Here is a 23938-nt window from a genome sequence, read left to right on the forward strand (position 1 = left end):
GCCGATCATAGCTGGACGATAGCTAGCCCACTGTTTGCCGGCCCGGAGCGGGACGCGCGCCGCGACGGACGGTGCTTGATGACGACCGGTTCCCGCGCCAGAGCTCGCGATGAACGGCCGAGCGGGCCGGGTGCCGAGCGGAGAGCCAGGCACCGCCGCCCTCAGCTCTTGACGCCACCAGCGGTCAGACCGGAGATGATCCGCCGCTGGAACAGCAGCACCATGATCACCAGCGGAATCGTCACCAGCGTGCCCGCCGCCATGATCGAGGCGTACGGCTGGACCAGCGGGTTGTTGCCGGAGAAACCGGCGATCGCGACCGTCACCGGCTTGGTCGACTCACTGGAGAGCAGCCGCGCGAGCAGGTACTCGTTGACCGCGGCGATGAACGCCAGGATCGCGGTGGTGAACACCGCCGGCGCCGCCAGTGGCAGCATCACCAGCCGGAACGCCTGCAGTTTGGTGGCGCCGTCGATGCGGGCGGCCTCCTCGAGCTCCCACGGCAGTTCGGCGAAGAAGGCGGCGAGGATGTAGACCGTCATCGGCAGCACGAAGGAGATGTTCGGGATGATCATCGCCTGGTACTTGCCGATCCAGCCCAGATCGGTGAACAGCTGGAACAGCGGGGTGACCAGCACGACCACCGGGAACATCGACGCGCTCAGGATCAGCCCCGACACCAGGTACTTGCCGCGGAAGGTCAGCCGCGCCAGCGCGTAGGCGGCCAGCACGCCGAGCAGCAACGCGATGACGGTGGTGATGGAGCCGATGATGACGCTGTTCACCATCGCCTGACCGAAGTCGTTGCCGCGGCTGGTGTCGAAGACGTCGCGGAAGTTCTCCAGTGTCAGATGCGTGGGCCACGGCGTGTTGTCGAAGGTGTAGCGCGGGTCGCGGAACGCGGTGACCGCCATCCAGTAGAACGGGCCGAGCCCCCACACCAGCACGATCAACGCGCCGATGTAGAGCCGCGCCGAGCCGAGCCTGCGGGTCCACGGCACGTTCCTGGTGACGGGCGCGGCGGGCTTCTCTTTCGTCATCGTGGTCGCGGCCATCATGCCTTCCGCTGCTCTTCCTGGGTGCGGACCGCGTTCGCGCCCAGCACCTTCACCAACACGAACGCCACCGCGAAGATCATCAGGAAGGTGATCGTCGACAGCGCGGCGGCACTGTTGGGACCTTGCCGGACCTGTTCGACCACCAGCATCGACACCGTGCGGGTGGCGGGGTTGTCGGCGGTCATGATGGCGGGCAGGTCGTACATGCGCAGCGCGTCCATGGTGCGGAACAGGATCGCGACCAGCAGGGCGGGCTTGAGCAGCGGCAAGGTGATGTGCACGAAGCGCTGCCAGGCCGAGGCGCCGTCGACCTTCGCGGCCTCGTAGACGTCGTTCGGGATCACCTGCAAACCGGCCAGCAGCAGCAAGGCCATGAAGGGCGTCGTCTTCCATACGTCGGCCGCGATCACCGCGAACCGGGCGGGCCATTCGTCGGAGGTCCACAGGATCCCGGTGCCGAGCACCCGGTTGACCACGCCGTCGTACTGGAACATGAATTCCCACAGCCGCGCCGTCACCGCGGTCGGGATCGCCCACGGGATGAGCACGGCGGCGCGCAGCAGCGCCCGGCCCTTGAAGGTCTTGCCCATCACCACGGCCATGGCGAGGCCGAGGACCACCTCGAGCGACACCGTGACCACGGTCAGGAACAGCGTGACGCCGATGGCCAGCCAGAATTGCGAGCCAAGGTTGCCGGTCGGGCAGTCGACGGTGCCCGCCGCGGTCTCGCACTGCTGCAGCAGCCAGTGCGTGTAGTTGGAGAACCCGGCGCTGCCGCCCTCGATGAACATGCCGGTCTCGGGGTCGATGCCGCCCGAATCCTGCTGGAACGACATCCACAGCGCCCGGAACACCGGGTAGCCGATGACCACGGCGAGCGCGACCAGCACCGGCGCGACGAACATCCACGCCTTACCGGAGCGCCGCAGCTCGTCGGCGATCACCGCGCCCCAGCCGCGCTTGTTCCGCGGTGGTTCATCCGCTTCGCCCGCGCGCACCTTCCGCACGGCCGTATCCGTTCCCGAAGGATCCGACACCCGTTCTCTCCTCATCCGGCAGGTCGGGTCCGTCCGAACTTCCCGCTAACCGGCCGCCTCGATGCCCTTCTGCATGCCGATGATCGCATCGTCCACCGACTTCTCGCCCTTCAGGGCGGCGAAGGCATTGTCGCGGATGGCCTTCGACACCGCCGGGTAGAACGGCGTCACCGGGCGCGGCACGGCGTTGGAGATCGAGTCCTTGAGGGCGGGCAGGTAGGGCATCTTGGCGATGAGGGCCGGATCGTCGTACATCGATTCGCGCACCGAGGGCAGCGCGCCGGAGGCGACGATGTGCTGGGCGTCTTCGCTGATCAGGAAGCGAAGGAAGTCGAGGGCGGTGGCCTTGTTCTTGGAGAACGCGCTGATCGCGGCGTTGTAGCCGCCGAGGGTCGAGGCGCCGATGCCGGACTCGCCCGGCAGCGGGGCGACGGCGAACTTGTCGCGCACCACCGACGATTCCGAGCCTGCGTCACCGAAGGTGGACGGCCACGAGCGCAGGAACATCAGCTTGCCCTGGGTGAAGGCGGCGCCGCTCTCGGTCTCGGTGAAGGTGACCGCCTCCGGCGGGATGTCGCCGCGCTTGTAGGCCTCGACCAGCCTGCCGAGGCCGGCGCGGGCCTGCGGGCTGTCCACGGTTGGGGTCTTGCCGTCGGATCCGACGAAGGTGCCGCCGTAGGCGTTGATCACCTCGGCGGTGTTCACGGTCAGGCCCTCGTAGTTCTTGAGCTGGCCGGCGTAGCAGCCGATGTTGTTCTCCCGCGCGATATTGCACATGCCGAGCATCTCGTCCCAGGTCTTGGGCGGGTTCGGCACCAGGTCGGTGCGGTAGAACAGCAGGCCGCCGTTGGTGTTGCGCGGGGCCGCGTAGAGGGTGTTGTTGTAGGTGGCGCTGGCCACCGTCGGCGGCAGCAGGGCCGAGGTGTCGATGGCGAAGGAGTCCTTCAGCGGCTGGATCCAGCCCTTGGCGGCGAACTCAGCGGTCCACGGCACGTCCATGGCGAACACGTCGTAGTCCGAGGACTTGGAGCGCATGTGCTCGACCAGGTCGTCGTACTGCTGGGAGGCGTCGTTGGACTGCTCCTTGTAGGTGACCTGCTCGTCCGGGTGGGCCGCGTTCCACCGGTCGATGAGCTGCTTGACGACACCCGTCTCGGTGGTGTCCTTGCCCTCGACGTAGGTGATGGGCCCGCGTCCGGTGAGGTTCTCACTGGTCGGGTTGCCGCCGCTGTCGCTGGTGCACGCGGTGGCGAAGGCCGTGGTCAGCACCGCCGCCGAGGCCACCGTGAGCGCGGCACGGGACACGAGAGCAGCACGTAGGGACACCTTCTTCAAAGCCATCGCGGAAACTCCAAGGTCGAGACGTGAGCGGCAGCACACCCGGCGGTGCACAACGCAACATACATGTTGATCACCCGACGCGCCCGGGCATGTCGGTCGGTATGCCTAGGCTGGTTCGCGATGACTGTCGCAGATCCCGCCCCGGACAAGATGCTGACCCGCATCGGCGGGCTGCTGCGCAAGGCCGAGTCGACCGACAACGAGCACGAGGCCGAAGCCTTCCTCGCCGCCGCGCAACGGCTGGCCACCCGCTCCTCGATCGATCTGGCCGTGGCGCGCGCCCATGTGGCCGGCCGCGAGCGCAGACCCACCCCGATCCAGCGGATCATCCCGATCGGCGAGCCCGGGCGTAAGGGCCTGCGCACCTACGTCCAGCTGTTCGTGGCTATCGCCTCGGCAAACGATGTGCGCTGCGATGTGGCCAGGACCTCCACCCAGGTCTACGCCTACGGCTTCGACTCCGATATCGACACCTGCGAGGCGCTCTACACCAGCCTGCTGGTGCAGATGGTGCGAGCCTCCGACCAGTACATCAAGTCCGGCGCCTACCGGTCGGCGACGGTGGAGAAGATCGTCGTCGAGGTGCGCGGCGGCCGCCGGGTGCGCCGCCGGGTGCAGGCGCCGGTCGCCGCGGTGACGGCCCGGCTGAACTTCCAGATGGCGTTCGCGGCTCGTATCGGCAAACGGCTGGCCGAGGTGAAATCGGAAGTGGAGACCGAGGCCCGCGCCGAACCCGCCGCCGCGTCCACCGCAACCGCGCTCGCCCTGCGCAACAAGGAGATCGAGCTGGTCGATTTCTACACCCGCACCTCCGAAGCTCGCGGCACCTGGCGCGGCCCGCAGGCGTCCACCGGGTACGCGCCCGCCGCTCGCACCGCGGGCGACCGCGCGGGTCGCGCCGCCCGCCTCGGCACCTCCCCTGAACTCCCCGCCCCGCGCGGCCGCCTCACCGCACGCCGCGCGGACTGACCGTGTCCCGGCCTCCTGCCCGGCCCAGCTCGAACGAGCCAACCACGATCGCGCCCGCGCACCACCGCGACAGATTCAGCGTCTGCGGTCGGCGTCGCGGATGCCTCGGGTCGAGCTGGGCCTGGAGCACAAGTGCCCGCCGACCGCGGTACCTCGACCGGCGCCACGTCACCGTGCCCGCATCCCGGCCGACGTGTCGTCCACGTTCCACCGTGGTCCATCCGGCGTGGATGAGCCGGCCGACCCCCAGCGCAGCGCGGGTGGTGCCGTGATGAGCGTGCGAGACAGTCAGCGGGCCCGGGTCTACGACGCCGAGCAGTTGGTGCGCGGTGCGTTCGATCGGGCCGACGAGTTCGGCAACCGCACCGTGGAGGTGTTCGGTTCGCAGATCACCTTGCCGGTGGAGCGCCGGTTCGCCTCCGTCGAGTCGGTGCAGACCTATTGCGATCGGGTGCTGGCATTGAACTGGGTCGCGCGGCAATGGGCCCGGGCCGGTACGCCGGTGCGGGTGCGTTCCCGAGTGGGTACCACCGCGGCCCATTACGAGGCCGACGGCGCGGTGCTCGCCGTCCCGCTGCATACCGGCGGAACCGCCTGGGCGCTGCGGGAATTGGTGGTGCTGCACGAGCTGACCCATCATCTCGAACCGCGTCCGGGTGAGCAGGCCCCGCACGGCCCCGAATTCTGTACCAGATACGTCGAATTGGTAGACGGCGTGATAGGCCCGGAAGCGGCGCTGCTGCTGCGCGGCACCATGACCGGTTGCGGCGTGCGTTTCGGTTGATCCGGCCACGCACTCGAACGGAAATGTCGTAGTGCTCACAGCCGCCCGCTCCGCGTAACCGTCAAGGGGGCTGGACCGAAGGGTGTATCCGCCGCGCACCGAATATCGTTGGTCGAGAAGGGCTGCCGATCTCGTTTCGTTCCGGCGAAAGGCTGTCCACGACATGTGGGTTCACCATCCACACCGGCCCGGGGCCGGTTCGCCTCGACGTTTCGGTGACCAACACCGGCTTCGTGCCCGTTCCGCCGGTGCGCTGCTCCGGCACCACGCACGTCCGCTGACGCGGTGATCCGGCCGCCGGGCTAGCGGCGGCCGAGGAGGGCGTGTACTCGGTCGAAGCGGTCGTACCACCAGGCGGTCCGGTCCGGGTCGGGATGCCGGTAACGCTCCAGCAGGTCCGGGTCGGGCACCGGTGGTGTGCGCGGGACGGGGAGGTACCCGTCCACCGGTAGCAGTGGTTCGGCCACCACATCGCCCTCGAACAGCGCGACGGTGCCGAGCCCGCAAGCGAAGTCGAGCCCGGGCAGCGTCGCGGCGAGCGCGACCTGCGCCGACAGCCCGACGCTGGTCTCCAGTGCCGAGGACACCACGCACGGGAGTCCGGCGGCATCGGCGACCTCGAGCGCGCGGCGCACTCCGCCCAGCGGTGTGCACTTCAGCACCGCGATATCGGCGGCGCCCGCGACCGCCACACGCAGCGGATCCTCGGCCCGCCGAATGGATTCGTCCGCGGCGATCCGCACCTCCACTCGCCCGCGCACCGCGGCCAGTTCGTCGATCGTGCGGCAGGGCTGCTCGACGTATTCGAGACCGCCTGCCGCCCGGTCGATCTCGCGGATATTCCGTACCGCGGTCTCCACATCCCAGAGCGCGTTGGCGTCCACCCGCACCGCACCGTCCGGGCCGAGCGCATCACGCACCGCCTCGACCCGCGCCACATCCTCCGATAGCGAGCCGGGATGATCGGCCACCTTCACCTTGGCGGTGCGGCACCCCGACCCCGCGACGATGGCATGCGCCCGTTCCGGCCCGACCGCGGGCACCGTGCAGTTCACCGGTATCCGATCCCGCACCGGCGCGGGCCAGCCGACCGTCACCTGCTCGACGGCGGTGGCCAGCCACTGCGCGGCCTCCCGGTCGTCGTACTCGGGAAACGCGCAGAACTCACCCCAGCCGAGCGGTCCGCGCACCAGCATCCCCTCGCGCACGGTGATGCCACGGAACCGGGTGCGCATGGGTACCGCGTACACGCCGACGGCTTCGACCTCGCTCATCGTCAGCAGGGTAGTCGGCTCGGTCCGGTCGTGGATTCGCCCTCGGTATTGCCGCGCCGCCGCGGCGCCCGCACACTCGAACTGTGCGACGGCGAATCCCGGATCTCGCACGCGCGATCCCCGCGACCCTGATCACGGCCGGAACCGGCTGGGTGACAATCCAATTGCTGGAGTGGTACGAGCTGACCGGCCGCGAGTCGGCACGCCCACACGACCTGACGGCCGCGTACGCGATCGCCGTCGTCGGCTTCGCGCTGACGATCGGCACTGTCGTCGTGTCCGTGCTCGATGCCGTCCGGAGCAGACGCCCGATCGGCTGGGCGCCCTTGATCGGCGCGCCACTGTTCGCCGGAGCCTGGGTGTGCGGATTCCTGGTCGCCATCTTCACCGCGCCTGGCTGAGGCGGTCCGGGATCGGGGCGTGTGAGCTCGAACGGGCGGGCCGGGCGCCGATGTGCCCTCGGCTGTACACCCGACCCGCCCATCCGCGCTCGCTCGCCGCACGTTCGGTTCAGAGTCGTTCGACGATCGTCGCGTTCGCCAAACCTCCTGCCTCGCACATCGTTTGCAGACCGAATCGCGCGCCACGTTCCTGCATGGCGTGCACCAGAGTCGTCATCAGCCGGGCCCCCGATGCGCCGAGGGGATGCCCGATCGCGATCGCTCCGCCATTGACGTTCACTCGGCTCATATCCGCACCCGTGTCGTGTGCCCAGGCCAGCACCACCGGTGAGAATGCCTCGTTGATCTCGATCAGGTCGATATCGGACAGCTGTAGCCCGGCCCGCCGCAAGACCTTTCGGGTGGCCGGGATCACCGCGGTGAGCATCAGCAGCGGATCGTCACCGGCGACGGCGAAGCTGTGCAGCCGGGCGAGCGGTCGCAGACCGAGCTGAGCGGCCTTCTCACTGGTCATGATCAGTACGGCCGCGCTGCCGTCGCTGACCTGGCTGGCCGTCGCCGCGGTGATCTGCCAGCCGATCTGCGGAAACCGTTCGGCCATGGCGGGGTCGTAGTAGGCCGGGCGCAGGCTCGCGAGGGTGTCCATGGTGCTGCCCACCCGGATGCCCTCATCGGTGCTCAGTCCGGCGATGGGTGCGAGCTCGGCGTCGAATCGTCCGTCCTTGGTGGCGGTGGCCGCCTTGTCGTGGCTGGTCAGTGCGAATTCGTCGAGCTGGGTCCGAGTCAATCCCCAAGTGGCGGCGATCAGTTCGGCGCTGATGCCCTGCGGCACCCATCCCTCCGGATAGCGCTCGGCGAATCCGGCGCCGGACGGATCCTCGGTGCCGATCAGGCTCGCGCCCATCGGCACCCGCCCCATCGATTCCACGCCCGCGGCGACCACGATGTCGTAGGCGCCCGAGATGACGCCCTGTGCCGCGAAGTGAATGGCCTGCTGACTGCTGCCGCACTGGCGGTCCACCGTGGTGGCAGGCACCGACTCGGGAAAGCCTGCGGCCAGGGCGGCGCGGCGGGTCATATTCACGCCCTGCTCACCGACCTGGGTGACGATGCCGCCGATGACGTCGTCGATGAGCTCGGGATCGATGCCGCTGCGCTCCACCACCGCGCGCAGGCTGTGGGCGAGCAGGTCGACCGGGTGGACGTCGTGCAGGGCTCCATTCGGCTTGCCCTTGCCGATCGGCGTGCGGACTGCCTCGACGATGACCGCGTCTCTCATGGTTCTTCCTTCCGATCGCGTCACATCTGACTATGACGCTATATAGCCAGGGTACGTCTGGCAATAGTGGAGGCAAGTCAGGGTCGGTATGATGCTGGTCATGGCAGCCGTGATGGAAGGGCCTCTCGCCGACCTCAGCTCATGGAAACCCGAGCACTGCTCGATCGCGAAGGCGCTCGACGTGGTCGGCACTCGCTCGGCCATCCTGATATTGCGCGAGGCCTATTACGGCACCACCAGATTCGACGGCTTCGCGGCACGAGTCGGCATCACCGATGCCGCGGCCGCGAGCCAATTGCGCAAGCTCACCGCGGCAGGGCTGCTGGAGAAACGCCCCTACCAGGACGAAGGCAAACGAACCCGCCATGAGTACGTGCTCACCGGCAAGGGTCGCGATCTGCTGCCCGTGGTGCTGGCGTTGATGCAGTGGGGCGACACCTACTTGCAGCCCGGCCCCGCGCCGTTGCAACTGGTCGAGGAATCCACCGGGGCGCCGGTGCGCGTGCAGGTGCGCAGCGAATCCGGACGAGAGATCGCGCTCGAGCAGCTCGGTGTGCGGCTGAACGAGGAGTGGGTGCGGTCCAGAGGTGGGCCGGGCGCCGACCGCACCTAGCGTGTCTAACCGCTGCGAGATTCGTCCGCCCGGTACGAGCCGGGCGGACGTGCGGTCTCAGTTCAGCCGGCGTCCGTCGTCGGCGGCGAAGAAGTAGGTGTGTTCCGGGTCGGCGGTGAGCAGCACCCGCTCGCCCTTGGCCGGCGGGTTACGCCAATCCGCGCGGGCCACAATCGTTTCGCCGGCATCGTCGGCGATGGTGCGTCCGTAGATGTAGGCGTCGGAGCCGAGTTCCTCGACCACGTCCACCTCCATCTCGATCCCGGCGCCGCCCTTGGTGAGCGCGGAACCGTCCCCGCCGATCTCCAGATGCTCCGGCCGCACGCCGACGGTCACCGAGCCATTGCTCGCGTCGGCCACCGAGCGCGGCAGCGTCAACCGGTGTCCGCCGAGGGAGACGGTGCCGTCGGAGACGGGCAGGGTGAACAGATTCATCGCGGGCGAGCCCATGAACCCCGCGACGAACACGTTGGCCGGATCGCGGTACAGATCGCGCGGCGAGGCGCACTGCTGCAGCAGTCCGTCGCGCAGCACGGCGACCCGATCGCCCATGGTCATGGCCTCGACCTGGTCGTGGGTGACATACACCGTGGTGGTGCCGAGTCTGCGCTGCAATTGCGCGATCTGGGTGCGGGTCTGCACCCGGAGCTTGGCGTCGAGGTTCGACAGCGGCTCGTCCATCAGGAACACTTGCGGCTGCCGCACGATGGCGCGACCCATGGCGACGCGCTGCCGCTGACCACCGGACAGCGCCTTGGGCTTGCGGTCCAGGTAGGGCTCGAGGTCCAGCAGTTTCGCCGCCTCCAGCACCCGCTGCTTGGTCTCAGCCTTGTTCACCTTGGCGAGCTTGAGCGCGAAGCCCATGTTCTCCGCGACGGTCATATGCGGGTAGAGCGCGTAGTTCTGGAACACCATCGCGATATCGCGTTCCTTCGGCTCGGCGTGCGTCACGTCCCGCTCGCCGATCAGGATCCGGCCGCCGTTGACCTCCTCCAGACCGGCCAGCATCCGCAGCGAGGTGGATTTCCCGCAGCCGGACGGCCCGACCAGGACCAGGAATTCACCGTCGGCGATCTCCAGGTTCAACTGGTCGACAGCCGGTTTACCAGCGCCCGGGTACAACCGGGTGGCCTGGTCGAAGGTCACCGTAGCCACGGCAGATCACTTCCCTTCACCGGCAGGAACGTGCCGGACGATCCGAGTAGAGGGTTCCGGCGGATCTTACGTGCGGTGCGCTCGCCCCGCAGCGCCGGTCGGTGTGGGCCGCGCCGCCGCGAGGGCCGATCCGGGGCGCCGGGCACCTATCTCACCGGGCGGTCGGGACGTACCGCAGCGCTCGGGGAGCGAGCTGCGCGCCGGACCGGAGGGTGGCCGCATATGCACGCAGCGCCGCCCGGTCGCGCGCGCTCACGGTGACGCCGAGTAGTTCGGCGGCGCGTTCGTGCAGCAGCCCGCGGATCGCATAGCCGGGTGTCAGTCGCGGCACCCACGCGTCGGGTCGCAGTGCCTGCGGGGCCAACTGCGCACCGTGGGGTGTGAGGCGCAGCCGGGTGGCGCAGACCTCGGCGAAGTAGTGCTGGAATTCGGCCCACGTTTCGGGCATGTACCGCGCCGACACGCCGTAAAGCCGGTACCAGTCACAACATTCGGCGTACAGCTGTTCGTGCTCAGCGGCCGAGAGTGGGACGTCGAAGGTGTTCACCGCGGTGAACAGGGTGTCGACGTAGGTCGCGTGCTGGAAATGGAACAGCTCGGGGTGCAGCGCGTGATAGCGGCGCCCGAGCTGATCGCGCCCCTTCACGTGCTCGTGCCCGTACCGGATGATCGGGCGCCCGTCGCGTTCGTCATAGGCCAGGCGAATCATCTGCAGAACCGTGCGCCGCTTGTGCCACCAGAGCCGATACGGGACGTGGTCCACGAACGCGGTCGCGATCGCCGGATGCAGGATCTGCAAGGTCACCGCACGCGGCAGCGCCAGCAGGAAGCGCCGGTCACCCAGATGTCGTCGTAGTAGCGAACCGGATTCGCCGTCCTTCCGGTGACCAGCCATGTGCACCACCATTTCCGACGCGGAACCCGCCGATCAGTCGATGAGATTGTGAGGCAAGATATCTCTCACTCTATCAGCCGGGCCATGGCTGCGCGCGGTTCGCCCGGCCGGAATACGCGCACGGCGGTAGCCTCGGTCGGGCAAGCGCCCCGAGCGACGAGGAGTCAACGCGATGAGCCGACCGGTTCGTGTGGGAGTTCAGCTGCAACCGCAACACGCGTCCGAATACGGCCTGATCCGGGACGCGGTGCGGCGGGCAGAGGACGCGGGCGTTGACATCGTCTTCAACTGGGACCACTTCTTCCCGCTCACCGGCGATCCCGACGGCGCGCATTTCGAATGCTGGACCATGCTCGGCGCGTTCGCCGAGCAGACCGAGCGGGTCGAGATCGGCGCGCTGGTCACCGGCGGTGGTTATCGCAATCCGGATCTGCTCGCCGATATGGCGCGCACCGTCGACCACATCAGCGGCGGCAGGCTGATCCTCGGGATCGGCGGCGGCTGGTTCGAACGGGATTACGCCGAGTACGGCTATGAATTCGGCACCCCTGGCACCCGGCTGGACCTGCTGAAATCGTCCCTGGCCCGGATCGACGCGCGGATGAAGAAGCTGAATCCGCAGCCGGTACGCGATATCCCGATGCTCATCGGCGGTGGCGGTGAACGCAAGACGCTGCGCCTGGTCGCCGAACACGCCGATATCTGGCACAGCTTCGGCGATCTCGAGGTCTTCACCCGCAAGAGCGGCATCCTCGGGGGCCATTGCGCCGCCGCGGGCACCGACCCCGGGCGGATCGAGCGCTCGGTGAGCTGGCCGGGCCGCAGCCTGGCGCCCGCATTCCTCGAGGCGGGCGCGACACTGTTCACCGTCGGCGTCAGTGGCCCGGATTATGACCTGAGCCGCGTCGTGGAGGCGATCAACTGGCGCGACGAGATCAACCCGGAGCCGATCAGTGGGATCGCCTGATACCTGTCGCGGCGGTCGCGCGGAAGGTTCCCGCGACGATCGGGGGCGGCGCGAGCCGACGCTTCTCACTCGATCGAGTCGGAACCCGCGACCGGCGTCCTCCGATTAGCAGCGCGTTGTCCGGCGGTTGCGGCGGGATTTCTCGCACCGTGGTCGAATCCGCCGGAGCGGGCCGATCCAGTGGTCACCGACCTCGTGCCCCCCGGCTCGCGCCGGTAGCCGCCGGATAGCCTGAGCTGGGCGGCTAGGGTGTTCTCCCATGGCTGGTCTGCTCGCTGTGCGGTCTCGTGTGTTGATCGCCGTGATATTGCTCGCCGTCGTCGGCTTGGCGACGGCCTGCGGTTCCGGTGACGGCTCGTCGGCCCGCGATCTGTGCGCCCCACCCGGGGTCGAGGCGGCCGCGGCCGCGCCGAAGAACCTGGCCTCACCGGCCAAGGCGGGCGAGGACCGCTACACCACGCCGGCCACGGTGCCGCTGGAGTCCATCGACATCTCCAAGCTGGGGCTGATCACCCCGGGCAAGCTGAGCGTCGGCACCCTGTCGGACGCGCCGCCGAGCATCTGCGTGAACTCCGCGGGCGCTTTCACCGGTTTCGACAATGAACTGCTGCGCGCGGTCGGCGCGAAACTGGGTCTGCAGGTGGAATTCTCCGGCACCGAATTCGCGGGCCTGCTCGCGCAGGTAGCCGGTGGGCGTTTCGATGTCGGCTCGTCCAATATCACCACCACCGAAGAGCGCAGGCGGATGGTGGACTTCACCAACGGCTACGACTTCGGCTATTTCTCGCTCGTCGTCGCCGACGGCAGCCCGATCGGCAGTTTCGACGATCTCGGCCCGAGCAGCCGGGTCGCGGTGGTGCAGGGCACGGTGCAGGACGAATACGTCGTCAACACACTGGGTTTGGATCCGGTGAAGTTCCCGGATTACAACACCGCCTATTCCAACCTGAAATCCGGGCAGGTCGATGCCTGGGTGGCGCCGTCGGCGCAGGCCGAGGGCGCGATCTCGCCCGGTGACGGCACGAAGATCGCCGAGAACTCCTTCAGTCTGGAGAATTTCGCGGCCTGGGCGGTCGGCAAGAACAAGCAGCCGCTGGTCGACGCGCTCAACGCCGGTCTGGACGCGGTGATCGCCGACGGCACCTACGCCGAGCTCTACAGCAAGTGGGTGCCGCGCGAATTGCCGCCGGGCTGGAAGCCGGGCTCGAAATCCGCCCCGGTGCCGGAGCTTCCGGATTTCGCCGCCATCGCCGCCGAACGCGCACCGGCCGAGCAGACGCAGACCGAACCGAAGTCGACGCTGGAGCAATTGCGCGACACCTTCTTCGATTGGTCGCTGTACCGGCAGGCCTTCCCGGATCTGTTCAAAACCGGCCTGCCGAACACATTGATCCTCGCGGTCGTCTCCGGTGTGCTCGGCACCGCGATCGGCATGTTGCTCGCGGTGGCGGGTATCTCGCGCAGTCGGTGGCTGCGCTGGCCGGCCCGGATCTACACCGACATTTTCCGTGGCCTGCCCGCCGTGGTGATCATTCTGCTGATCGGCCTCGGTGTCGGCCCGGTGGTGCGCGATCTGACCGGAAACAACCCGTACTGGCTGGGTGCGGTGGCATTGGCGCTGCTGGCCTCGGCCTATATCGGCGAGATCTTCCGCTCCGGCATCCAGTCGGTGGAGCCGGGCCAGCTCGAGGCCGCCCGCGCCATCGGCTTCGGATACCGGCAGGCGATGACGCTGGTGGTGATCCCGCAGGGCGTGCGCCGGGTGCTGCCCGCACTGATGAATCAGTTCATCGCGCTGATCAAGGATTCGTCGCTGATCTATTTCCTCGGGCTGCTCGCCGCCCAGCGTGAGCTGTTCGCCGTCGGCCGTGACCTCAACGCGCAGACCGGCAACCTGTCCCCGCTGGTCGCGGCCGGTCTGGTGTATCTGCTGCTGACGATTCCGCTCACCCACCTGGTGAACTACATCGACCGGCGCATGCGTACCGGCCGCCCCGATCAACCCATCGACCCGGTCGAACAGGCCGCGATCACGGAAGGGCGTGGGTAGATGAGCGCCTCACTCACCGGCACCGGCTTGCGGCTGAAGCTCGGGAACAACGAGATCCTGCGCGGTGTGGACATCCACGTCGACGCCGGCAAGACCACCACCGTCATCGGGCCGTCCGGTTCCGGTAAATCCACGCTGCTGCGGGTGCTCAACCGCCTGCACGAACCCGACGCCGGCGACATCCTGCTCGACGGCACGTCGGTGCTCACCGAGGACCCGGATAAGCTGCGCCAGCGCATCGGCATGGTGTTCCAGCATTTCAACCTGTTCCCGCACAAGACCGTGGCCGAGAATGTGGCGCTCGGCCCGCGCAAGCTGCGCGGATTGTCCAAGGAGCAGGCGCGGGCGCTGGCGCTCGAGCAGCTCGAGGTGGTCGGGCTGGCCGGTAAGGCCGATTCCCGCCCGGCCAACCTGTCCGGCGGCCAGCAGCAGCGGGTGGCGATCGCGCGGGCGCTGGCCATGAAACCGGACATCATGTTCTTCGACGAGGCCACCTCCGCGCTCGACCCGGAGCTGGTCAAGGGCGTGCTGGCGCTGATGTCGGATCTGGCCGCGGGCGGTATGTCGATGATCGTGGTGACCCACGAGATGGGCTTCGCCCGCAGCGTCTCCGACAGCGTGGTGTTCATGGACGCCGGTCAGGTGGTGGAGGCGGGCAGCCCCGACGCACTGTTCGACAATGCGGAGACGCCACGACTGCGCCGATTCCTCGACCAGGTGCTGTAGGGGCCTGCTTCATCGGTCGGTCCCGGCCTCACAACCGGCGCTGGTCGCCTCGGCGAATCCACGCCGGTCGTCCGGCGTGGCGATTTCGTCGCTACCACGCATTCATGCGCACTTGATAATGTGTGAGGTGCTCTTCGGTTCCGCCCGCCCCACACGGGAAGAAGGATTCTGATGACGACAGCACACGCTCAGCACACCGAACACGAGCACAAGCACGGCCCGGCCTGCGGGCACGTCTCCGTCCCGCACGGCGACCACGTCGACTACGTGCACGACGGCCACCTGCACCGCGAACACGAAGGCCACTACGACGAATGTGAGGCCGGCGGCCACACCGAATGCTCCCCGCACGACCACGTCCACGGCGCGGGCTGCGGGCATGTCGCGGTGCCGCACGGCGATCACGTCGATTACATCCACGACGGTCACCGCCATGCTTCGCACGACGGGCATTACGACGACCACTGAGTTGTTGAAGTTTCCTAGCCCGCAGCTCTATCCGGTTCGAAATGGACCCGAAGCCGCAGTTCCAGGGCCTGCGCCAACCGCTCGAGCAATGGGATCGTCGGCATGGTTCCGCCCGCCTCGAACCGAGCGACCGCCGGCTGGCGCAAACCGGCTCGTTGTGCCAATTCGGATTGAGTGATGCCGAGTTCCTCCCGGCGCGCTCTGACAGCCGCTCCGAGTTCGAACCGGATACGCGCGGCGTCGTAGGCTGCTGCCGCGCCCGGCTGCGCGAGAACCTCGGCCCGCCGCGCGGCCCAGCTTGTGTGTTCGCCCATGGATGTCAGTCCTCCTCCACGGTGTGAGCCTCCGCAATACACCGGTTCATCGCTCGCATGGCTCCTTCGATCTCGGCGACCTCGCGCATCCTCTGTTTACGAAACACAGTCAACAGGATTATTCGCCGACCGGGCGCGATCCAGTAGGTGATCCGTACAGCATCTCGGGTGAGGTAGAAGCGGAGCTCCCGTAGCTTGCCACGCAGCTGCCTGGTGTACGGCTCGCCGAGTAGCACGCCCTTCTCGGCGAGTAGATCGACATAGAAGATGACAGTTGTTCGATCCTCCAGTGTGAGCGAGTCGAACCATCGGTCTACCTCGGGTTCCGTCTCGACCTCTCCCCAATTCATAACATGGATGGTATATCGAGGCAATCGGATAAGGTTTCGAATGGGTATCGAAGCGCCGACGGGCGGCCCGATGTTGCGGGAGGTGCGGTGGATCTAGCGCGGATCAATCGGGAGACGATCGCGAAGTTCCGTGCGGGTGAGGACCCGGAAGGCATGCACCGGGATCGGCTGCTCCTGCTGACCACGACCGGCCGCCGCAGCGGACGCCCGTACACCGCGCCGATGATGTTCCACCGCGACGGCGACCGGGTACTGGTGATCGCCTCCAACATGGGCGCGCCCCGTCATCCGGACTGGTACCTGAATCTGGTCGGCGACCCGAAGGTGGTCGTCGAGGTAGGTGACGAGACCTACGACGCCTTCGCGACGACGCTCGACGGCGAGGAACGCGAGCGGATCTGGGCCATGCTGAAACAGGCCTACCCGTGGTTCGCCGACCACGAGCGGAAGACCGAGCGGGTGATCCCGGTGGTGGCTCTCACTCGGGCCGCATAGCCGCCCCGAAGCGAGTGAAGCCGGTCAGCGCGGGCCGGATCGTCGGCTCGCCCGCCGGCCCGGACCGCAGCCCCGCGATGACCTCATCGGACATCTCGCCGTAGGTCTCGAACGATTGCACGGTGCAGTGTGCCATCACGTCCTGGATATAAGGGTCGGACAGCTGCCAATGTGCCAGCACCGCTTCGGAATCCGGGTAGAGCTGGAAGCTGTGCGCCAGGCCGCGCTCCTCGTCCAGAAAGACGTGAACCATCAGCTGCGGACCGTGCTCCTCGACAAACGCCACGGCGCGTTTCACCGCCGCCGAGAACTCCTCCAGATGCCCTTCGGTGATCCGCATCGTGTTGTGGAAAAGGATGCTCATACCGACCAGGTTGGAACATCAACCATACTCGAGGTCAAGAGGTCCCAGGCGCCAGACTCGTGGCAGCGGACCCCGACCGACATCGTCCGACCCGTTCGATGCCTGGGCCCGGTGCCATAGCACCCCGAGCGCAACGCGAGCTGTCGGCGGCCAGGACGCGGAAGGGGTGGCATTGGCAACGTATCCCTTGCAGGCCCATACGCTGCCCCCCGGATGATCGATGATCCGGTTCGCTACAGTGCAGGACAACTGTCTGAGCCACCCCATGGCCGCGAATGTCGAAGCGTTCCGTCCGGCGTGATCACCGTAATGGAGCCGGATCGAGCCGTCATCGCTGGGAAAGATCGTCGACAGCGCATGCCTAGAGGCTCGGTCCACGCGCCCCGGCCCGCACCTCGCCCCGCGCGCTGAGCGCGGCGATAGCGGCGGCGATTCCGATGGCGCCGACGGCCGACAATGCTGTAGCCGTCCAGCCGAACCACTCGACGGATGCTGCGCCGCAAGCGGTTCCGAGGCTGCCGCCGATGAAGTACACCAGCATGTACGCGCTGTTGAATCGGGCGGGAGCGTCGGGATCGATGGCCAGTACGGTGCTCTGATTCGCCACCTGAGCGGCGAAGAGGCCGGCGTCGAACAGGGCGAGGCAGATCAGGACGGCGATCGTGTTCGCGAGGGTCGGGCCGGTGATGAAGAGGGCGGTACCGGCAAGCGCGAGACCCAGCAGGATGACCCGCCGCGCGCCCGCCCGATCGGTCCAGATGCCGGCCAGCTGCGTAGCGGGGATGCCTGCGAGCCCGGCCAGTGCGTACAGGCCGATCTGTTCTGCGGAGTAGGAGAACGGCGGCGCCGAGAGCGCGACGGCGAGCCCGGCCCATACCGCGCAGAACGCGAAGAACCACAGCGCGCCGCACACCGCGGCCACCCTCAGCGTGGGGTGCCGTACGAACAGACCGGGCAGTGAGCGCAGCATCGCGAGGTAATCGAGTTCGGCGGCGCCTCGGGTCGCAGGCAGCAGCACCAGGCACAGCCCGGCGGCGCACAGGCAAGCCACGGCGAATACCAGAAGCATTCCGCGCCAGCCGATTTCCTCGGCCAGCCATCCTCCCGCGATCCGGCCCGCGAGGATCCCGGCCGCGATGCCCGCGGTGACGATGCCGAGGACCGTGGCCCGCCGGTGTGCGGGAGCCAGCCGCCCCGCGAGCGAGCTGAGGCTCGCCCCGACCGACGAGCACGCGCCGATAACGCCGATCAGCAGACCCACCTGCCACGCACGATCCGCGACGGCGCTCACCGCCAACGCGACGGCCAAGGCGCCGAACTGCATCGCGAGCGTCCGGCCGGGCGAGAATCGGTCGATCATCGGGACGATCAGCCCGAGACCCACCAGATACCCGATCGGGCCACCCGCAAGCGCGAATCCGGCCACGGCGATCGACGTATGCAAGGAGCCCGCCACTTCGGCGATCGCCGGTTGCAGCGGGTAGATGGTTGACGTCCCGAGCGCAGCCGCGAGCGACATGAACAATACGACCGAACCGCGCAGCCGCAGATCATCACGGAGGTCGTCGGCGAGATGAGCATTCACATCGACCGACGGTAAGAATCGCCGAGATCGATGGCTGGCGGGATCTCGACATCACCGTGGTCGAGATGGCCCCTCACGCGCGGTCGCGCTGCCTCAGCGATGGAGCTCTCGCCGGACAGCTGCGCTGGGCCGCGACGCCGGGCGCTGGTCGTGCGCTCAGGGCGTGGCTATTCGCGAGGTATCGGCGACTAAGCGGGCACCAGGCCGATCTGCCGACCCAACTCGTGAACGTCATTCCTCATGCCCGAAGGGGGTTTACGCATCAGCGCGTGCAACATACCGCGGGCGTGTCCGTTGTATTTGGCCGTCTCGGGTGCGGTGCGGACCGCCTTGTCCAGCAGAGCCAGCGTCGCCACCGGTTCGTCGCGTTGCTCGTGCGCGCGGGCGACCTCGATGAAGTGGCGGCTGCGACGGGGGACCGATGCGATCTGGTCGGCGTCGAAGCCGCTGGCCGCGCGAAGTGCTTCGCCGGGGCGGCGCAGCTCGACGCCCAGAGTTGTCGCGTGGGCCGCCATCACCGGAACCGAGAAGGAGGTCTGGACGTGCCGGTAGCCCACGCCCAATTGCCGGGCGGTGGCCTCGGCCTTCTCCCAATATGACCAGGCGTCGCCGTGCCGGCCGCGCCGGGCGTGCACATACGCGATCTCGGCGTTCAGCGCGCCGGCAATGCCATGCCAATCATCGGGTGTGGTGTCGCGGTCGAGATAGGGCGCCAGACGTTCGACGGCCGTGCGCGCGAGTGCGTCGGCCTCCTCCCACCGGCCCGAATCCCGCAGCGCCTGTGTCATCGCCCATGCGCCGCAGGCGATCACATACGGATCGTCCGCCTCGTAGCCTTCGGACAACGCGCGATCGGCCACGAGCCATACGAGTTCGGGGGCGGGTTGGTAGGCCACGTAGAAGTCGGCCAGCTGATAGACCCCGGCCAGGACCCGCCGCGCCGCGCGGCGATTCTCACCACCTGCCCGCACCGCGCCCTGCGCATCCCTGATCAACCCGGGCAGCAGCCTCCCGAGCTGGGTCCGATGGTCCGGGCTGGCATGGCGAACCTTCCAGGCCTGACGCAGCCTTCCCTCGAGATGGCGGATATCGGCGGGCCGTGCCGGTGCCGACAGCCGGTACTCGGTGAGCGCGGCCTGCACCTCGGTGAGCGCGCCATGCCGCTCCCCGGCGAACACGGCGACCGGAACCGCGTAGCCGTTGCCGGTGAGCTCGGCCAGATCCGCGAGTTCCAGGGCGTGCGCGATCCGTAACAGCATCGGCAACCGCGGTGGTTGCAGTCGGCCGTTCTCGACAGCTTTCAACCATTCGGTCGACCGGCCGACCAGGCCAGCGAGCACCGCGCGCGACATGCCGGCCCTCTCCCGCAGGCGCTTGATCCGCGCACCGACCGTAGCGTCCTCGACAGGGTTGATCACCACGGCATCCCTTCCGCTGTTGAACCCTTTTTCCCAGCGTAACGCCGGGTACAAGCGGTCGAGGTACAAAACGTACCCGTCGCAGACCCCGCGCATTTCTACTGTCTCCCGCATCGCGCGGCGCCGGGTGTGTGCCCCTTCGTCCCCGGCGCCGGGCGGACCAAAAACCAACAACCGCAGGGGGTTCCATGTCGGACTACATCACCGCGTTCGCAGTCGCGGGCACGGTTGCCGTCTTATTGCTCGGCCTGATCTACGTTCTGCCCTACGCCTTCGATGACGATGAACCTCCGATCACCGCGCGCGCACCTCGAATGTCGGCGCGGATGGCGCACGCCACGATGCAAGCGCACCGTCGGTGCGGTATCGACAGCTGCCCGCACAAGCGGGACGCCTATCGGACCCTGGTGGCGGTGGGGGCGATCGTTCCGGATCAGCGCGCCGAGCGGTTCACGCGGTGACCGAGGACGCCCACATTCGTGGCTGCGACAACAACCTGAATGGTACATGCGAAATTACCGGGCGGAACTATCATTCCTAATCACTTTCCAATTCATTACCAAAGGCCTTTCCTTGTGTGATCGAAAGCCCGCCTCGATAGAGCATCGGTACCTTGTAATTGCTGCCGACTTGTTCAAGAAATCCTATCGTTTTCAGAAGTGAGATCTTCGGCTCGTATTCTTCGCCAAGAATTTGGCGAAGGCTGGATGCATTGTGTTCAGCTTTTCCTCCTCTGAATAGCTCAATTAGTGCAGCATTATCGCCGGCCTCAGCAAGTAGAGTGTCCTGTACCCGCTCCGCGCTAAGTGCCTCCAATCCTCGTTTCAACGCGTCGGAGGTTATCAGGCTTTCTTTCGTTGACATTCTACGCGGGGACCTATCCTCTTGGCGTATCTGAGCTTGTTGGGCTTTCAGTACTAGGTCGATGAGATTTCTAGGAGGCTTCACTCCGTTTCCGTCCCGGATTCTGCCTAGTATCCAAGTCCACGTTACGGGTTTCCTGTCCCCCGGATCGACCTGAGATGGGAATACTCGATTGAAAACGTCTGCGGGTTCAAGGTCTTCTGCGTCAAGATAGTTGACAAACTCTGTGGAACCTCGGAAGCGTCGGTCGAGCAGTGTAAACAGGTCGTCGTCATCCCAGGTAATGTCAACACGTCTAGCGTTTATGTGAGTCAGATTGACGAACCCGCCTTCAATTATTCTGGAAAATAGGTCACGGCGGACAAACAACTTAATCCGAACATTCGACAGGTCGAGCATGTCGAGATAGGTGCGCAAGAGTGCCCTAAGGGCGGGCCGTTCAAGTGCGGGTCTAGCTTGAAATGCCTCGTCCAAGCGATCGACCACTAGCCATAGTTTGAAATCCAATTCCCCAAGCACCTTCTGGAGGAGTTGAAGTGCGTCATCTTGTCGCACTAGATCGGTAACAACCGTGTCGTCACCTCCACTTTCGGAAAAATCGACTTTGGCACCAAGGACCGGCATCCCGTCCGCCGATAAGGACAGTGTATTTTCCACACTGGTCACCCGAAATAGCCGCTTTAGCCTATTGACAACTTGAGAAAAGATCGTCTGTGGGGTCTCGTCTGCCGAGCGTAGTCCAACGCTGACGAGCAGCTTGTCGAGCTCCCGCATACTGTCCGAGAAGTCTCCGTCGCCGAGATTTAGAACCCAATTACCGGCGAGGGAGAGGAAGTATGCCTTCCATACGCCAATGTACTGTTCCTCGGCGAGTACTTCGGTTTCGATAAGCCGCTGAAATACGGGCGTGCCAGCGGGGTTGAAAGCGGCCACCACCTCGACATCGTTTAGTTGTTCGTATGACGCGTAACGTTCTTTCAATATTCGGAATATCGCTGTCTTTCCGGTCCCCTTGTCGCCAGCGACAATATCGACTTTCGACTCCAGGAGCATCTTGAATGTCTGCGTCTCAACGAAATGTTGTTGTAGCAACTGGTCGTGCTCCGCGACGGATGACCCTAAGTCCAGGGCGCGCAGGACGGTCGTTACTGACGGGTTGGCGTGACGGTAGGACTGCGTCATGCCAACAACTCTAACCAAAAACAGTCTGCCCCAATGGCGTTCGCTGTAGTTCGGTGATAGTTCTGCGTCAAGGACGCCGTCTGCAGGAGATCGATCGGAGTTGTTTGCCCAGGACTCGGGTCGTTAGGTCTATGGTGGTCGGACGCATAACCGTAAGTCCGGCCCGGGTGGCCAGGCAGGGGGTCTGCGGTTGGACCGAGGCAAGTCTTAATGACTCCGCATTGAATCGATCATCATACGCTGCATCGGCGTCCGGGGTGATCTGATCGTGTGCCGGATCGAGGATATGGAATGCCAAGCGAGCGAGCTTGTAGCGAGAATCTTATGGTCGAGTGATCCTTTCGACGTTTGCCTCAGCGATGGAGCTCTCGCCGGACCGGGTGAGCTACGCCGTGACGCCGAGCCGCTGTGCGAGCGAGCGGGCGTCGCGTTCGATGATCTTGCCGCCGTGCGTGACCAGTTCTGCCGCGAGGTTGCGGGACATCGGGTGGCAGCTCATCGACTCCTCGGAGATGGCGGTCGCCGTCCGGAGGGCGCCGAGAGCGCCGAGCCAGTCCTTCTGCTGCCCGTAGGCGCGTGACAGCTCCAGCCAGAGCCGGGCGCGGCGGTCGATGCTCGGCATGGCGTCCGGGTCGACCACCGAGGCCGCTTCGAGTGCGCCTCCGGATCTGCGCATGTCCACCATCACCGAAACGGCTGTGACCTCGGTGTTGACGACCCCAAACAGGGTCCACGGGTGCGCGGAGCCCTCGGGTAGCGCGCGGGCCATCGCCATGGCGGAGTCGATACCGCGCAGCGCGTCACCCTCACGACCCAGGCGAGCCGCCGTGATCGCGCCGTGCAGGTGGCAGGCGCCCCACAGGGCCTTCGCCTCCTTGCTGTCGTCCAACCGTGGCTCGAGCAGAGCTACGGCGTTCTGAGCCAAGCGGTAGGCGTCTTCTTCGCGGCTCGTCGAACGCCAGACATTGCCGAGCACCCACGAGGCGGAGGCCAGGGTGACGGGGTCGTCGGCGATTTCGGCTGCGGCCATGCAACGATCGGCAGCCAGCCACAGCAGCGGCGCGTCGGCCACCCATGCGAGAACCTGCTCCGACAGCGCGTAAGCACCCGACAATGCCGCTGCGGCCGTGCGGCGGTCGCCTCCATCGAGGGTGCGCAGCGCGCGCCTGCCCTCCCGGATGAGCTCGGGCAGCATGGCACCCGCGTCAGCGCGCGGCGTCGTCGACGTGTGCCACAGCCGCCACGCGCGATCCACGCGGGCGCGAAGCTCGTCCGGCCGGATCGTGGGCTCAGTCGGTGTGAGGTCCACCGATTCGATCGCTTCGCGAATTGCGGGGACGACGGCATGGCCCGCCCGTCGAGACAGGCCGACCAGCAGCTCGTGGTCCCCGGTCAACTCGGTGAGATCGCGGACACCGAGCGCTTGACCGAGCTTCAGCAGCATCTCGAGCCCCGGAGCTCCTTGGCGTCCGCGCTCGACATCGCGTAGCCATTCCTCGGACCGGCCGACGAGTCCGGCGACAACGGCGCGCGACTTTCCGGTGCGGGTGCGTATGGACTGGATTCGCTCACCGATCGAACGTCCGGCGAGGTCGTCAGGGTTCGGCATGTGCCTGTCCTTCTTCGCGGAACCGGAGCCTGCACGAACGCCGGCCGAGGCCTCGGCCACACCTTCGCCAAGCATTGAATACCAGGATAGCCGGGTGGCATCGGCTCCGATGCGGATCGAATTCGCTGGCAGGGCGGGGAATTCCCCCCACCTCGGATGGTGGGGCGCCGGTACCCGTGCGGCGGCATCTCTCGCCCCAACCTTCTACCAGCTTCCGGCGCCGGGTGCGTGCCCCACATTCCCCGGCGCCGGTTGCTCCCAAAAACCAACAACCGCAGGGGGTTCCATGTCGGACTACATCACCGCGTTCGCAGTTTCGGGCACGGTTGCCGTCTTATTGCTCGGCCTGATCTACGTTCTGCCCTACGCCTTCGATGACGATGAACCTCCGATCACCGCGCGCGCACCTCGAATGTCGGCGCGGATGGCGCACGCCACGATGCAAGCGCACCGTCGGTGCGGTATCGACAGCTGCCCGCACAAGCGGGACGCCTATCGCACCCTGGTGGCGGTGGGGGCGATCGTTCCGGATCAGCGCGCCGAGAGGTTCACGCGGTGACCGAGGACGCCCACATTCGTGGCTGGGTGCAGTGGGATGACGGCACGTGGTCGACCCTCGATGAATACGGCATGCCGGGTGAGCGGCGCACGCTGGCGGAAGTTCTCCAGGAATGGGAACGTGGCCACACGCGCTGACCGGCTTCCATCGGCGCCGATTTGTCCTGTTCAGGGCGATAACT

26 protein-coding genes are annotated in these 23938 nt (G+C 66.7%); 12 read left to right on the forward strand and 14 right to left on the reverse strand.

Features of this window, described 5'->3' with window-relative positions:
* Positions 1-161: 161 nt before the first annotated feature.
* The 3 genes from AC4HOU_RS08505 to AC4HOU_RS08515 are packed head-to-tail and all read right to left on the reverse strand — an operon-like array spanning position 162 to position 3436.
* Positions 162-1058 carry a carbohydrate ABC transporter permease gene (locus AC4HOU_RS08505; RefSeq protein WP_416382041.1) on the reverse strand — a complete coding sequence of 299 codons (897 nt, stop codon included), beginning with the start codon at positions 1056-1058 and terminating at the stop codon, positions 162-164.
* A complete protein-coding gene (locus tag AC4HOU_RS08510; protein WP_490724331.1) occupies positions 1055-2095 on the reverse strand; it encodes a carbohydrate ABC transporter permease in 1041 nt (346 codons plus the stop codon). Before AC4HOU_RS08510 ends, AC4HOU_RS08505 begins: the two co-directional genes overlap by 4 nt.
* A gap of 45 nt (positions 2096-2140) precedes the next feature.
* Positions 2141-3436, reverse strand: a complete 1296-nt coding sequence (locus tag AC4HOU_RS08515; RefSeq protein WP_490724332.1) for an ABC transporter substrate-binding protein — start codon at positions 3434-3436, stop codon at positions 2141-2143.
* A 120-nt stretch (positions 3437-3556) separates the two neighbouring features.
* Between AC4HOU_RS08515 and AC4HOU_RS08520 the strand changes: the two genes are divergently transcribed.
* Positions 3557-4405 (forward strand): DUF2786 domain-containing protein, encoded by an 849-nt coding sequence (locus AC4HOU_RS08520; protein WP_490724333.1) that lies wholly within the window; start codon positions 3557-3559, stop codon positions 4403-4405.
* Positions 4406-4676: 271 nt separating this feature from the next.
* A complete protein-coding gene (locus tag AC4HOU_RS08525) occupies positions 4677-5189 on the forward strand; it encodes a TIGR04338 family metallohydrolase (RefSeq protein WP_228806631.1) in 513 nt (170 codons plus the stop codon).
* Between the two features lie 302 nt (positions 5190-5491).
* Here the strand turns inward: AC4HOU_RS08525 and AC4HOU_RS08530 are convergent, their stop codons facing one another.
* Positions 5492-6463: an o-succinylbenzoate synthase gene (locus AC4HOU_RS08530; RefSeq protein WP_490724334.1), complete on the reverse strand. Its 972-nt coding sequence runs from the start codon at positions 6461-6463 to the stop codon at positions 5492-5494.
* An 83-nt stretch (positions 6464-6546) separates the two neighbouring features.
* Between AC4HOU_RS08530 and AC4HOU_RS08535 the strand changes: the two genes are divergently transcribed.
* Complete coding sequence (locus AC4HOU_RS08535; RefSeq protein WP_163816423.1) at positions 6547-6864, forward strand: hypothetical protein; 318 nt, start codon at positions 6547-6549, stop codon at positions 6862-6864.
* A gap of 109 nt (positions 6865-6973) precedes the next feature.
* On the opposite strand, the gene AC4HOU_RS08540 is transcribed toward AC4HOU_RS08535, so the two are convergent.
* Positions 6974-8143 (reverse strand): thiolase family protein, encoded by a 1170-nt coding sequence (locus AC4HOU_RS08540; RefSeq protein WP_490724335.1) that lies wholly within the window; start codon positions 8141-8143, stop codon positions 6974-6976.
* Between the two features lie 88 nt (positions 8144-8231).
* Here AC4HOU_RS08540 and AC4HOU_RS08545 point away from each other — a divergent pair, with 88 nt between their 5' ends.
* Positions 8232-8756 (forward strand): winged helix-turn-helix transcriptional regulator, encoded by a 525-nt coding sequence (locus tag AC4HOU_RS08545; protein ID WP_163816419.1) that lies wholly within the window; start codon positions 8232-8234, stop codon positions 8754-8756.
* Between the two features lie 57 nt (positions 8757-8813).
* Here the strand turns inward: AC4HOU_RS08545 and AC4HOU_RS08550 are convergent, their stop codons facing one another.
* Both AC4HOU_RS08550 and AC4HOU_RS08555 read right to left on the reverse strand, forming a co-directional pair.
* Entirely contained in the window at positions 8814-9911 is a 1098-nt protein-coding gene (locus tag AC4HOU_RS08550; RefSeq protein WP_163816417.1) for an ABC transporter ATP-binding protein, read from the reverse strand.
* Between the two features lie 151 nt (positions 9912-10062).
* Positions 10063-10806 carry an oxygenase MpaB family protein gene (locus AC4HOU_RS08555; protein ID WP_490724336.1) on the reverse strand — a complete coding sequence of 248 codons (744 nt, stop codon included), beginning with the start codon at positions 10804-10806 and terminating at the stop codon, positions 10063-10065.
* 172 nt (positions 10807-10978) lie between these two features.
* Here AC4HOU_RS08555 and AC4HOU_RS08560 point away from each other — a divergent pair, with 172 nt between their 5' ends.
* From AC4HOU_RS08560 to AC4HOU_RS08575, 4 genes are all read left to right on the forward strand, one after another.
* Entirely contained in the window at positions 10979-11773 is a 795-nt protein-coding gene (locus AC4HOU_RS08560; RefSeq protein ID WP_195020294.1) for an LLM class F420-dependent oxidoreductase, read from the forward strand.
* A gap of 259 nt (positions 11774-12032) precedes the next feature.
* Entirely contained in the window at positions 12033-13823 is a 1791-nt protein-coding gene (locus AC4HOU_RS08565; RefSeq protein ID WP_490724337.1) for an ABC transporter substrate-binding protein/permease, read from the forward strand.
* Positions 13824-14549: an amino acid ABC transporter ATP-binding protein gene (locus tag AC4HOU_RS08570; protein WP_490724338.1), complete on the forward strand. Its 726-nt coding sequence runs from the start codon at positions 13824-13826 to the stop codon at positions 14547-14549.
* 171 nt (positions 14550-14720) lie between these two features.
* Positions 14721-15017, forward strand: a complete 297-nt coding sequence (locus AC4HOU_RS08575) for a hypothetical protein (RefSeq protein ID WP_490724339.1) — start codon at positions 14721-14723, stop codon at positions 15015-15017.
* A gap of 14 nt (positions 15018-15031) precedes the next feature.
* Here AC4HOU_RS08575 and AC4HOU_RS08580 read toward each other — a convergent pair whose 3' ends face one another.
* Together AC4HOU_RS08580 and AC4HOU_RS08585 are read right to left on the reverse strand one after the other, a co-directional pair.
* Positions 15032-15331, reverse strand: coding sequence for a helix-turn-helix domain-containing protein (locus AC4HOU_RS08580; RefSeq protein ID WP_194992952.1), 300 nt, complete (start codon positions 15329-15331; stop codon positions 15032-15034).
* A gap of 5 nt (positions 15332-15336) precedes the next feature.
* Positions 15337-15681 carry a type II toxin-antitoxin system RelE/ParE family toxin gene (locus AC4HOU_RS08585; protein WP_490724340.1) on the reverse strand — a complete coding sequence of 115 codons (345 nt, stop codon included), beginning with the start codon at positions 15679-15681 and terminating at the stop codon, positions 15337-15339.
* Positions 15682-15768: 87 nt separating this feature from the next.
* On the opposite strand from AC4HOU_RS08585, the gene AC4HOU_RS08590 reads away from it, so the two are divergent.
* Complete coding sequence (locus AC4HOU_RS08590; RefSeq protein ID WP_490724341.1) at positions 15769-16176, forward strand: nitroreductase family deazaflavin-dependent oxidoreductase; 408 nt, start codon at positions 15769-15771, stop codon at positions 16174-16176.
* Here the strand turns inward: AC4HOU_RS08590 and AC4HOU_RS08595 are convergent.
* The 3 genes from AC4HOU_RS08595 to AC4HOU_RS08605 all read right to left on the reverse strand — a co-directional run bounded on the left by AC4HOU_RS08595 (position 16160) and on the right by AC4HOU_RS08605 (position 19543).
* Entirely contained in the window at positions 16160-16540 is a 381-nt protein-coding gene (locus tag AC4HOU_RS08595) for a hypothetical protein (protein ID WP_490724342.1), read from the reverse strand. The two genes, AC4HOU_RS08590 and AC4HOU_RS08595, sit on opposite strands and share 17 nt — an antisense overlap.
* Positions 16541-16901: 361 nt before the next feature.
* Positions 16902-18125 (reverse strand): MFS transporter, encoded by a 1224-nt coding sequence (locus AC4HOU_RS08600; protein WP_490724343.1) that lies wholly within the window; start codon positions 18123-18125, stop codon positions 16902-16904.
* 188 nt (positions 18126-18313) lie between these two features.
* Positions 18314-19543 (reverse strand): helix-turn-helix domain-containing protein, encoded by a 1230-nt coding sequence (locus tag AC4HOU_RS08605; RefSeq protein WP_490724344.1) that lies wholly within the window; start codon positions 19541-19543, stop codon positions 18314-18316.
* A gap of 188 nt (positions 19544-19731) precedes the next feature.
* Here AC4HOU_RS08605 and AC4HOU_RS08610 point away from each other — a divergent pair, with 188 nt between their 5' ends.
* Positions 19732-20004, forward strand: coding sequence for a hypothetical protein (locus AC4HOU_RS08610; protein WP_163816399.1), 273 nt, complete (start codon positions 19732-19734; stop codon positions 20002-20004).
* Between the two features lie 76 nt (positions 20005-20080).
* Here the strand turns inward: AC4HOU_RS08610 and AC4HOU_RS08615 are convergent, their stop codons facing one another.
* On the reverse strand, positions 20081-21589 hold the full coding sequence (locus AC4HOU_RS08615) for a P-loop ATPase, Sll1717 family (protein WP_490724345.1): 1509 nt from the start codon (positions 21587-21589) through the stop codon (positions 20081-20083).
* A 385-nt stretch (positions 21590-21974) separates the two neighbouring features.
* Positions 21975-23198, reverse strand: a complete 1224-nt coding sequence (locus AC4HOU_RS08620; protein WP_195020291.1) for a helix-turn-helix domain-containing protein — start codon at positions 23196-23198, stop codon at positions 21975-21977.
* 286 nt (positions 23199-23484) lie between these two features.
* Here AC4HOU_RS08620 and AC4HOU_RS08625 point away from each other — a divergent pair, with 286 nt between their 5' ends.
* Together AC4HOU_RS08625 and AC4HOU_RS08630 are read left to right on the forward strand one after the other, a co-directional pair.
* Positions 23485-23757 carry a hypothetical protein gene (locus tag AC4HOU_RS08625; protein ID WP_195020290.1) on the forward strand — a complete coding sequence of 91 codons (273 nt, stop codon included), beginning with the start codon at positions 23485-23487 and terminating at the stop codon, positions 23755-23757.
* The gene (locus AC4HOU_RS08630) at positions 23754-23894 is read left to right on the forward strand and encodes a hypothetical protein (RefSeq protein ID WP_163816397.1); all 141 of its coding nucleotides are present in this window, start codon (positions 23754-23756) and stop codon (positions 23892-23894) included. Before AC4HOU_RS08625 ends, AC4HOU_RS08630 begins: the two co-directional genes overlap by 4 nt.
* Positions 23895-23938 lie beyond the last annotated feature (44 nt).

The organism is Nocardia sp. JCM 38205, assembly GCF_058222935.1.

What these genes read in the sequence shown, in the direction of transcription:
- AC4HOU_RS08505 (WP_416382041.1), bottom strand. Translation starts at nt 1,058, where the DNA reads ATGATGGCCGCGACCACGATGACGAAAGAGAAGCCCGCCGCGCCCGTC.
- AC4HOU_RS08515 (WP_490724332.1), bottom strand. Translation starts at nt 3,436, where the DNA reads ATGGCTTTGAAGAAGGTGTCCCTACGTGCTGCTCTCGTGTCCCGTGCC.
- AC4HOU_RS08520 (WP_490724333.1), top strand. Translation starts at nt 3,557, where the DNA reads ATGACTGTCGCAGATCCCGCCCCGGACAAGATGCTGACCCGCATCGGC.
- AC4HOU_RS08525 (WP_228806631.1), top strand. Translation starts at nt 4,677, where the DNA reads ATGAGCGTGCGAGACAGTCAGCGGGCCCGGGTCTACGACGCCGAGCAG.
- AC4HOU_RS08530 (WP_490724334.1), bottom strand. Translation starts at nt 6,463, where the DNA reads ATGAGCGAGGTCGAAGCCGTCGGCGTGTACGCGGTACCCATGCGCACC.
- AC4HOU_RS08540 (WP_490724335.1), bottom strand. Translation starts at nt 8,143, where the DNA reads ATGAGAGACGCGGTCATCGTCGAGGCAGTCCGCACGCCGATCGGCAAG.
- AC4HOU_RS08545 (WP_163816419.1), top strand. Translation starts at nt 8,232, where the DNA reads ATGATGCTGGTCATGGCAGCCGTGATGGAAGGGCCTCTCGCCGACCTC.
- AC4HOU_RS08555 (WP_490724336.1), bottom strand. Translation starts at nt 10,806, where the DNA reads ATGGCTGGTCACCGGAAGGACGGCGAATCCGGTTCGCTACTACGACGA.
- AC4HOU_RS08560 (WP_195020294.1), top strand. Translation starts at nt 10,979, where the DNA reads ATGAGCCGACCGGTTCGTGTGGGAGTTCAGCTGCAACCGCAACACGCG.
- AC4HOU_RS08565 (WP_490724337.1), top strand. Translation starts at nt 12,033, where the DNA reads ATGGCTGGTCTGCTCGCTGTGCGGTCTCGTGTGTTGATCGCCGTGATA.
- AC4HOU_RS08570 (WP_490724338.1), top strand. Translation starts at nt 13,824, where the DNA reads ATGAGCGCCTCACTCACCGGCACCGGCTTGCGGCTGAAGCTCGGGAAC.
- AC4HOU_RS08575 (WP_490724339.1), top strand. Translation starts at nt 14,721, where the DNA reads ATGACGACAGCACACGCTCAGCACACCGAACACGAGCACAAGCACGGC.
- AC4HOU_RS08580 (WP_194992952.1), bottom strand. Translation starts at nt 15,331, where the DNA reads ATGGGCGAACACACAAGCTGGGCCGCGCGGCGGGCCGAGGTTCTCGCG.
- AC4HOU_RS08585 (WP_490724340.1), bottom strand. Translation starts at nt 15,681, where the DNA reads ATGAATTGGGGAGAGGTCGAGACGGAACCCGAGGTAGACCGATGGTTC.
- AC4HOU_RS08595 (WP_490724342.1), bottom strand. Translation starts at nt 16,540, where the DNA reads ATGAGCATCCTTTTCCACAACACGATGCGGATCACCGAAGGGCATCTG.
- AC4HOU_RS08610 (WP_163816399.1), top strand. Translation starts at nt 19,732, where the DNA reads ATGTCGGACTACATCACCGCGTTCGCAGTCGCGGGCACGGTTGCCGTC.
- AC4HOU_RS08615 (WP_490724345.1), bottom strand. Translation starts at nt 21,589, where the DNA reads ATGACGCAGTCCTACCGTCACGCCAACCCGTCAGTAACGACCGTCCTG.
- AC4HOU_RS08620 (WP_195020291.1), bottom strand. Translation starts at nt 23,198, where the DNA reads ATGCCGAACCCTGACGACCTCGCCGGACGTTCGATCGGTGAGCGAATC.
- AC4HOU_RS08625 (WP_195020290.1), top strand. Translation starts at nt 23,485, where the DNA reads ATGTCGGACTACATCACCGCGTTCGCAGTTTCGGGCACGGTTGCCGTC.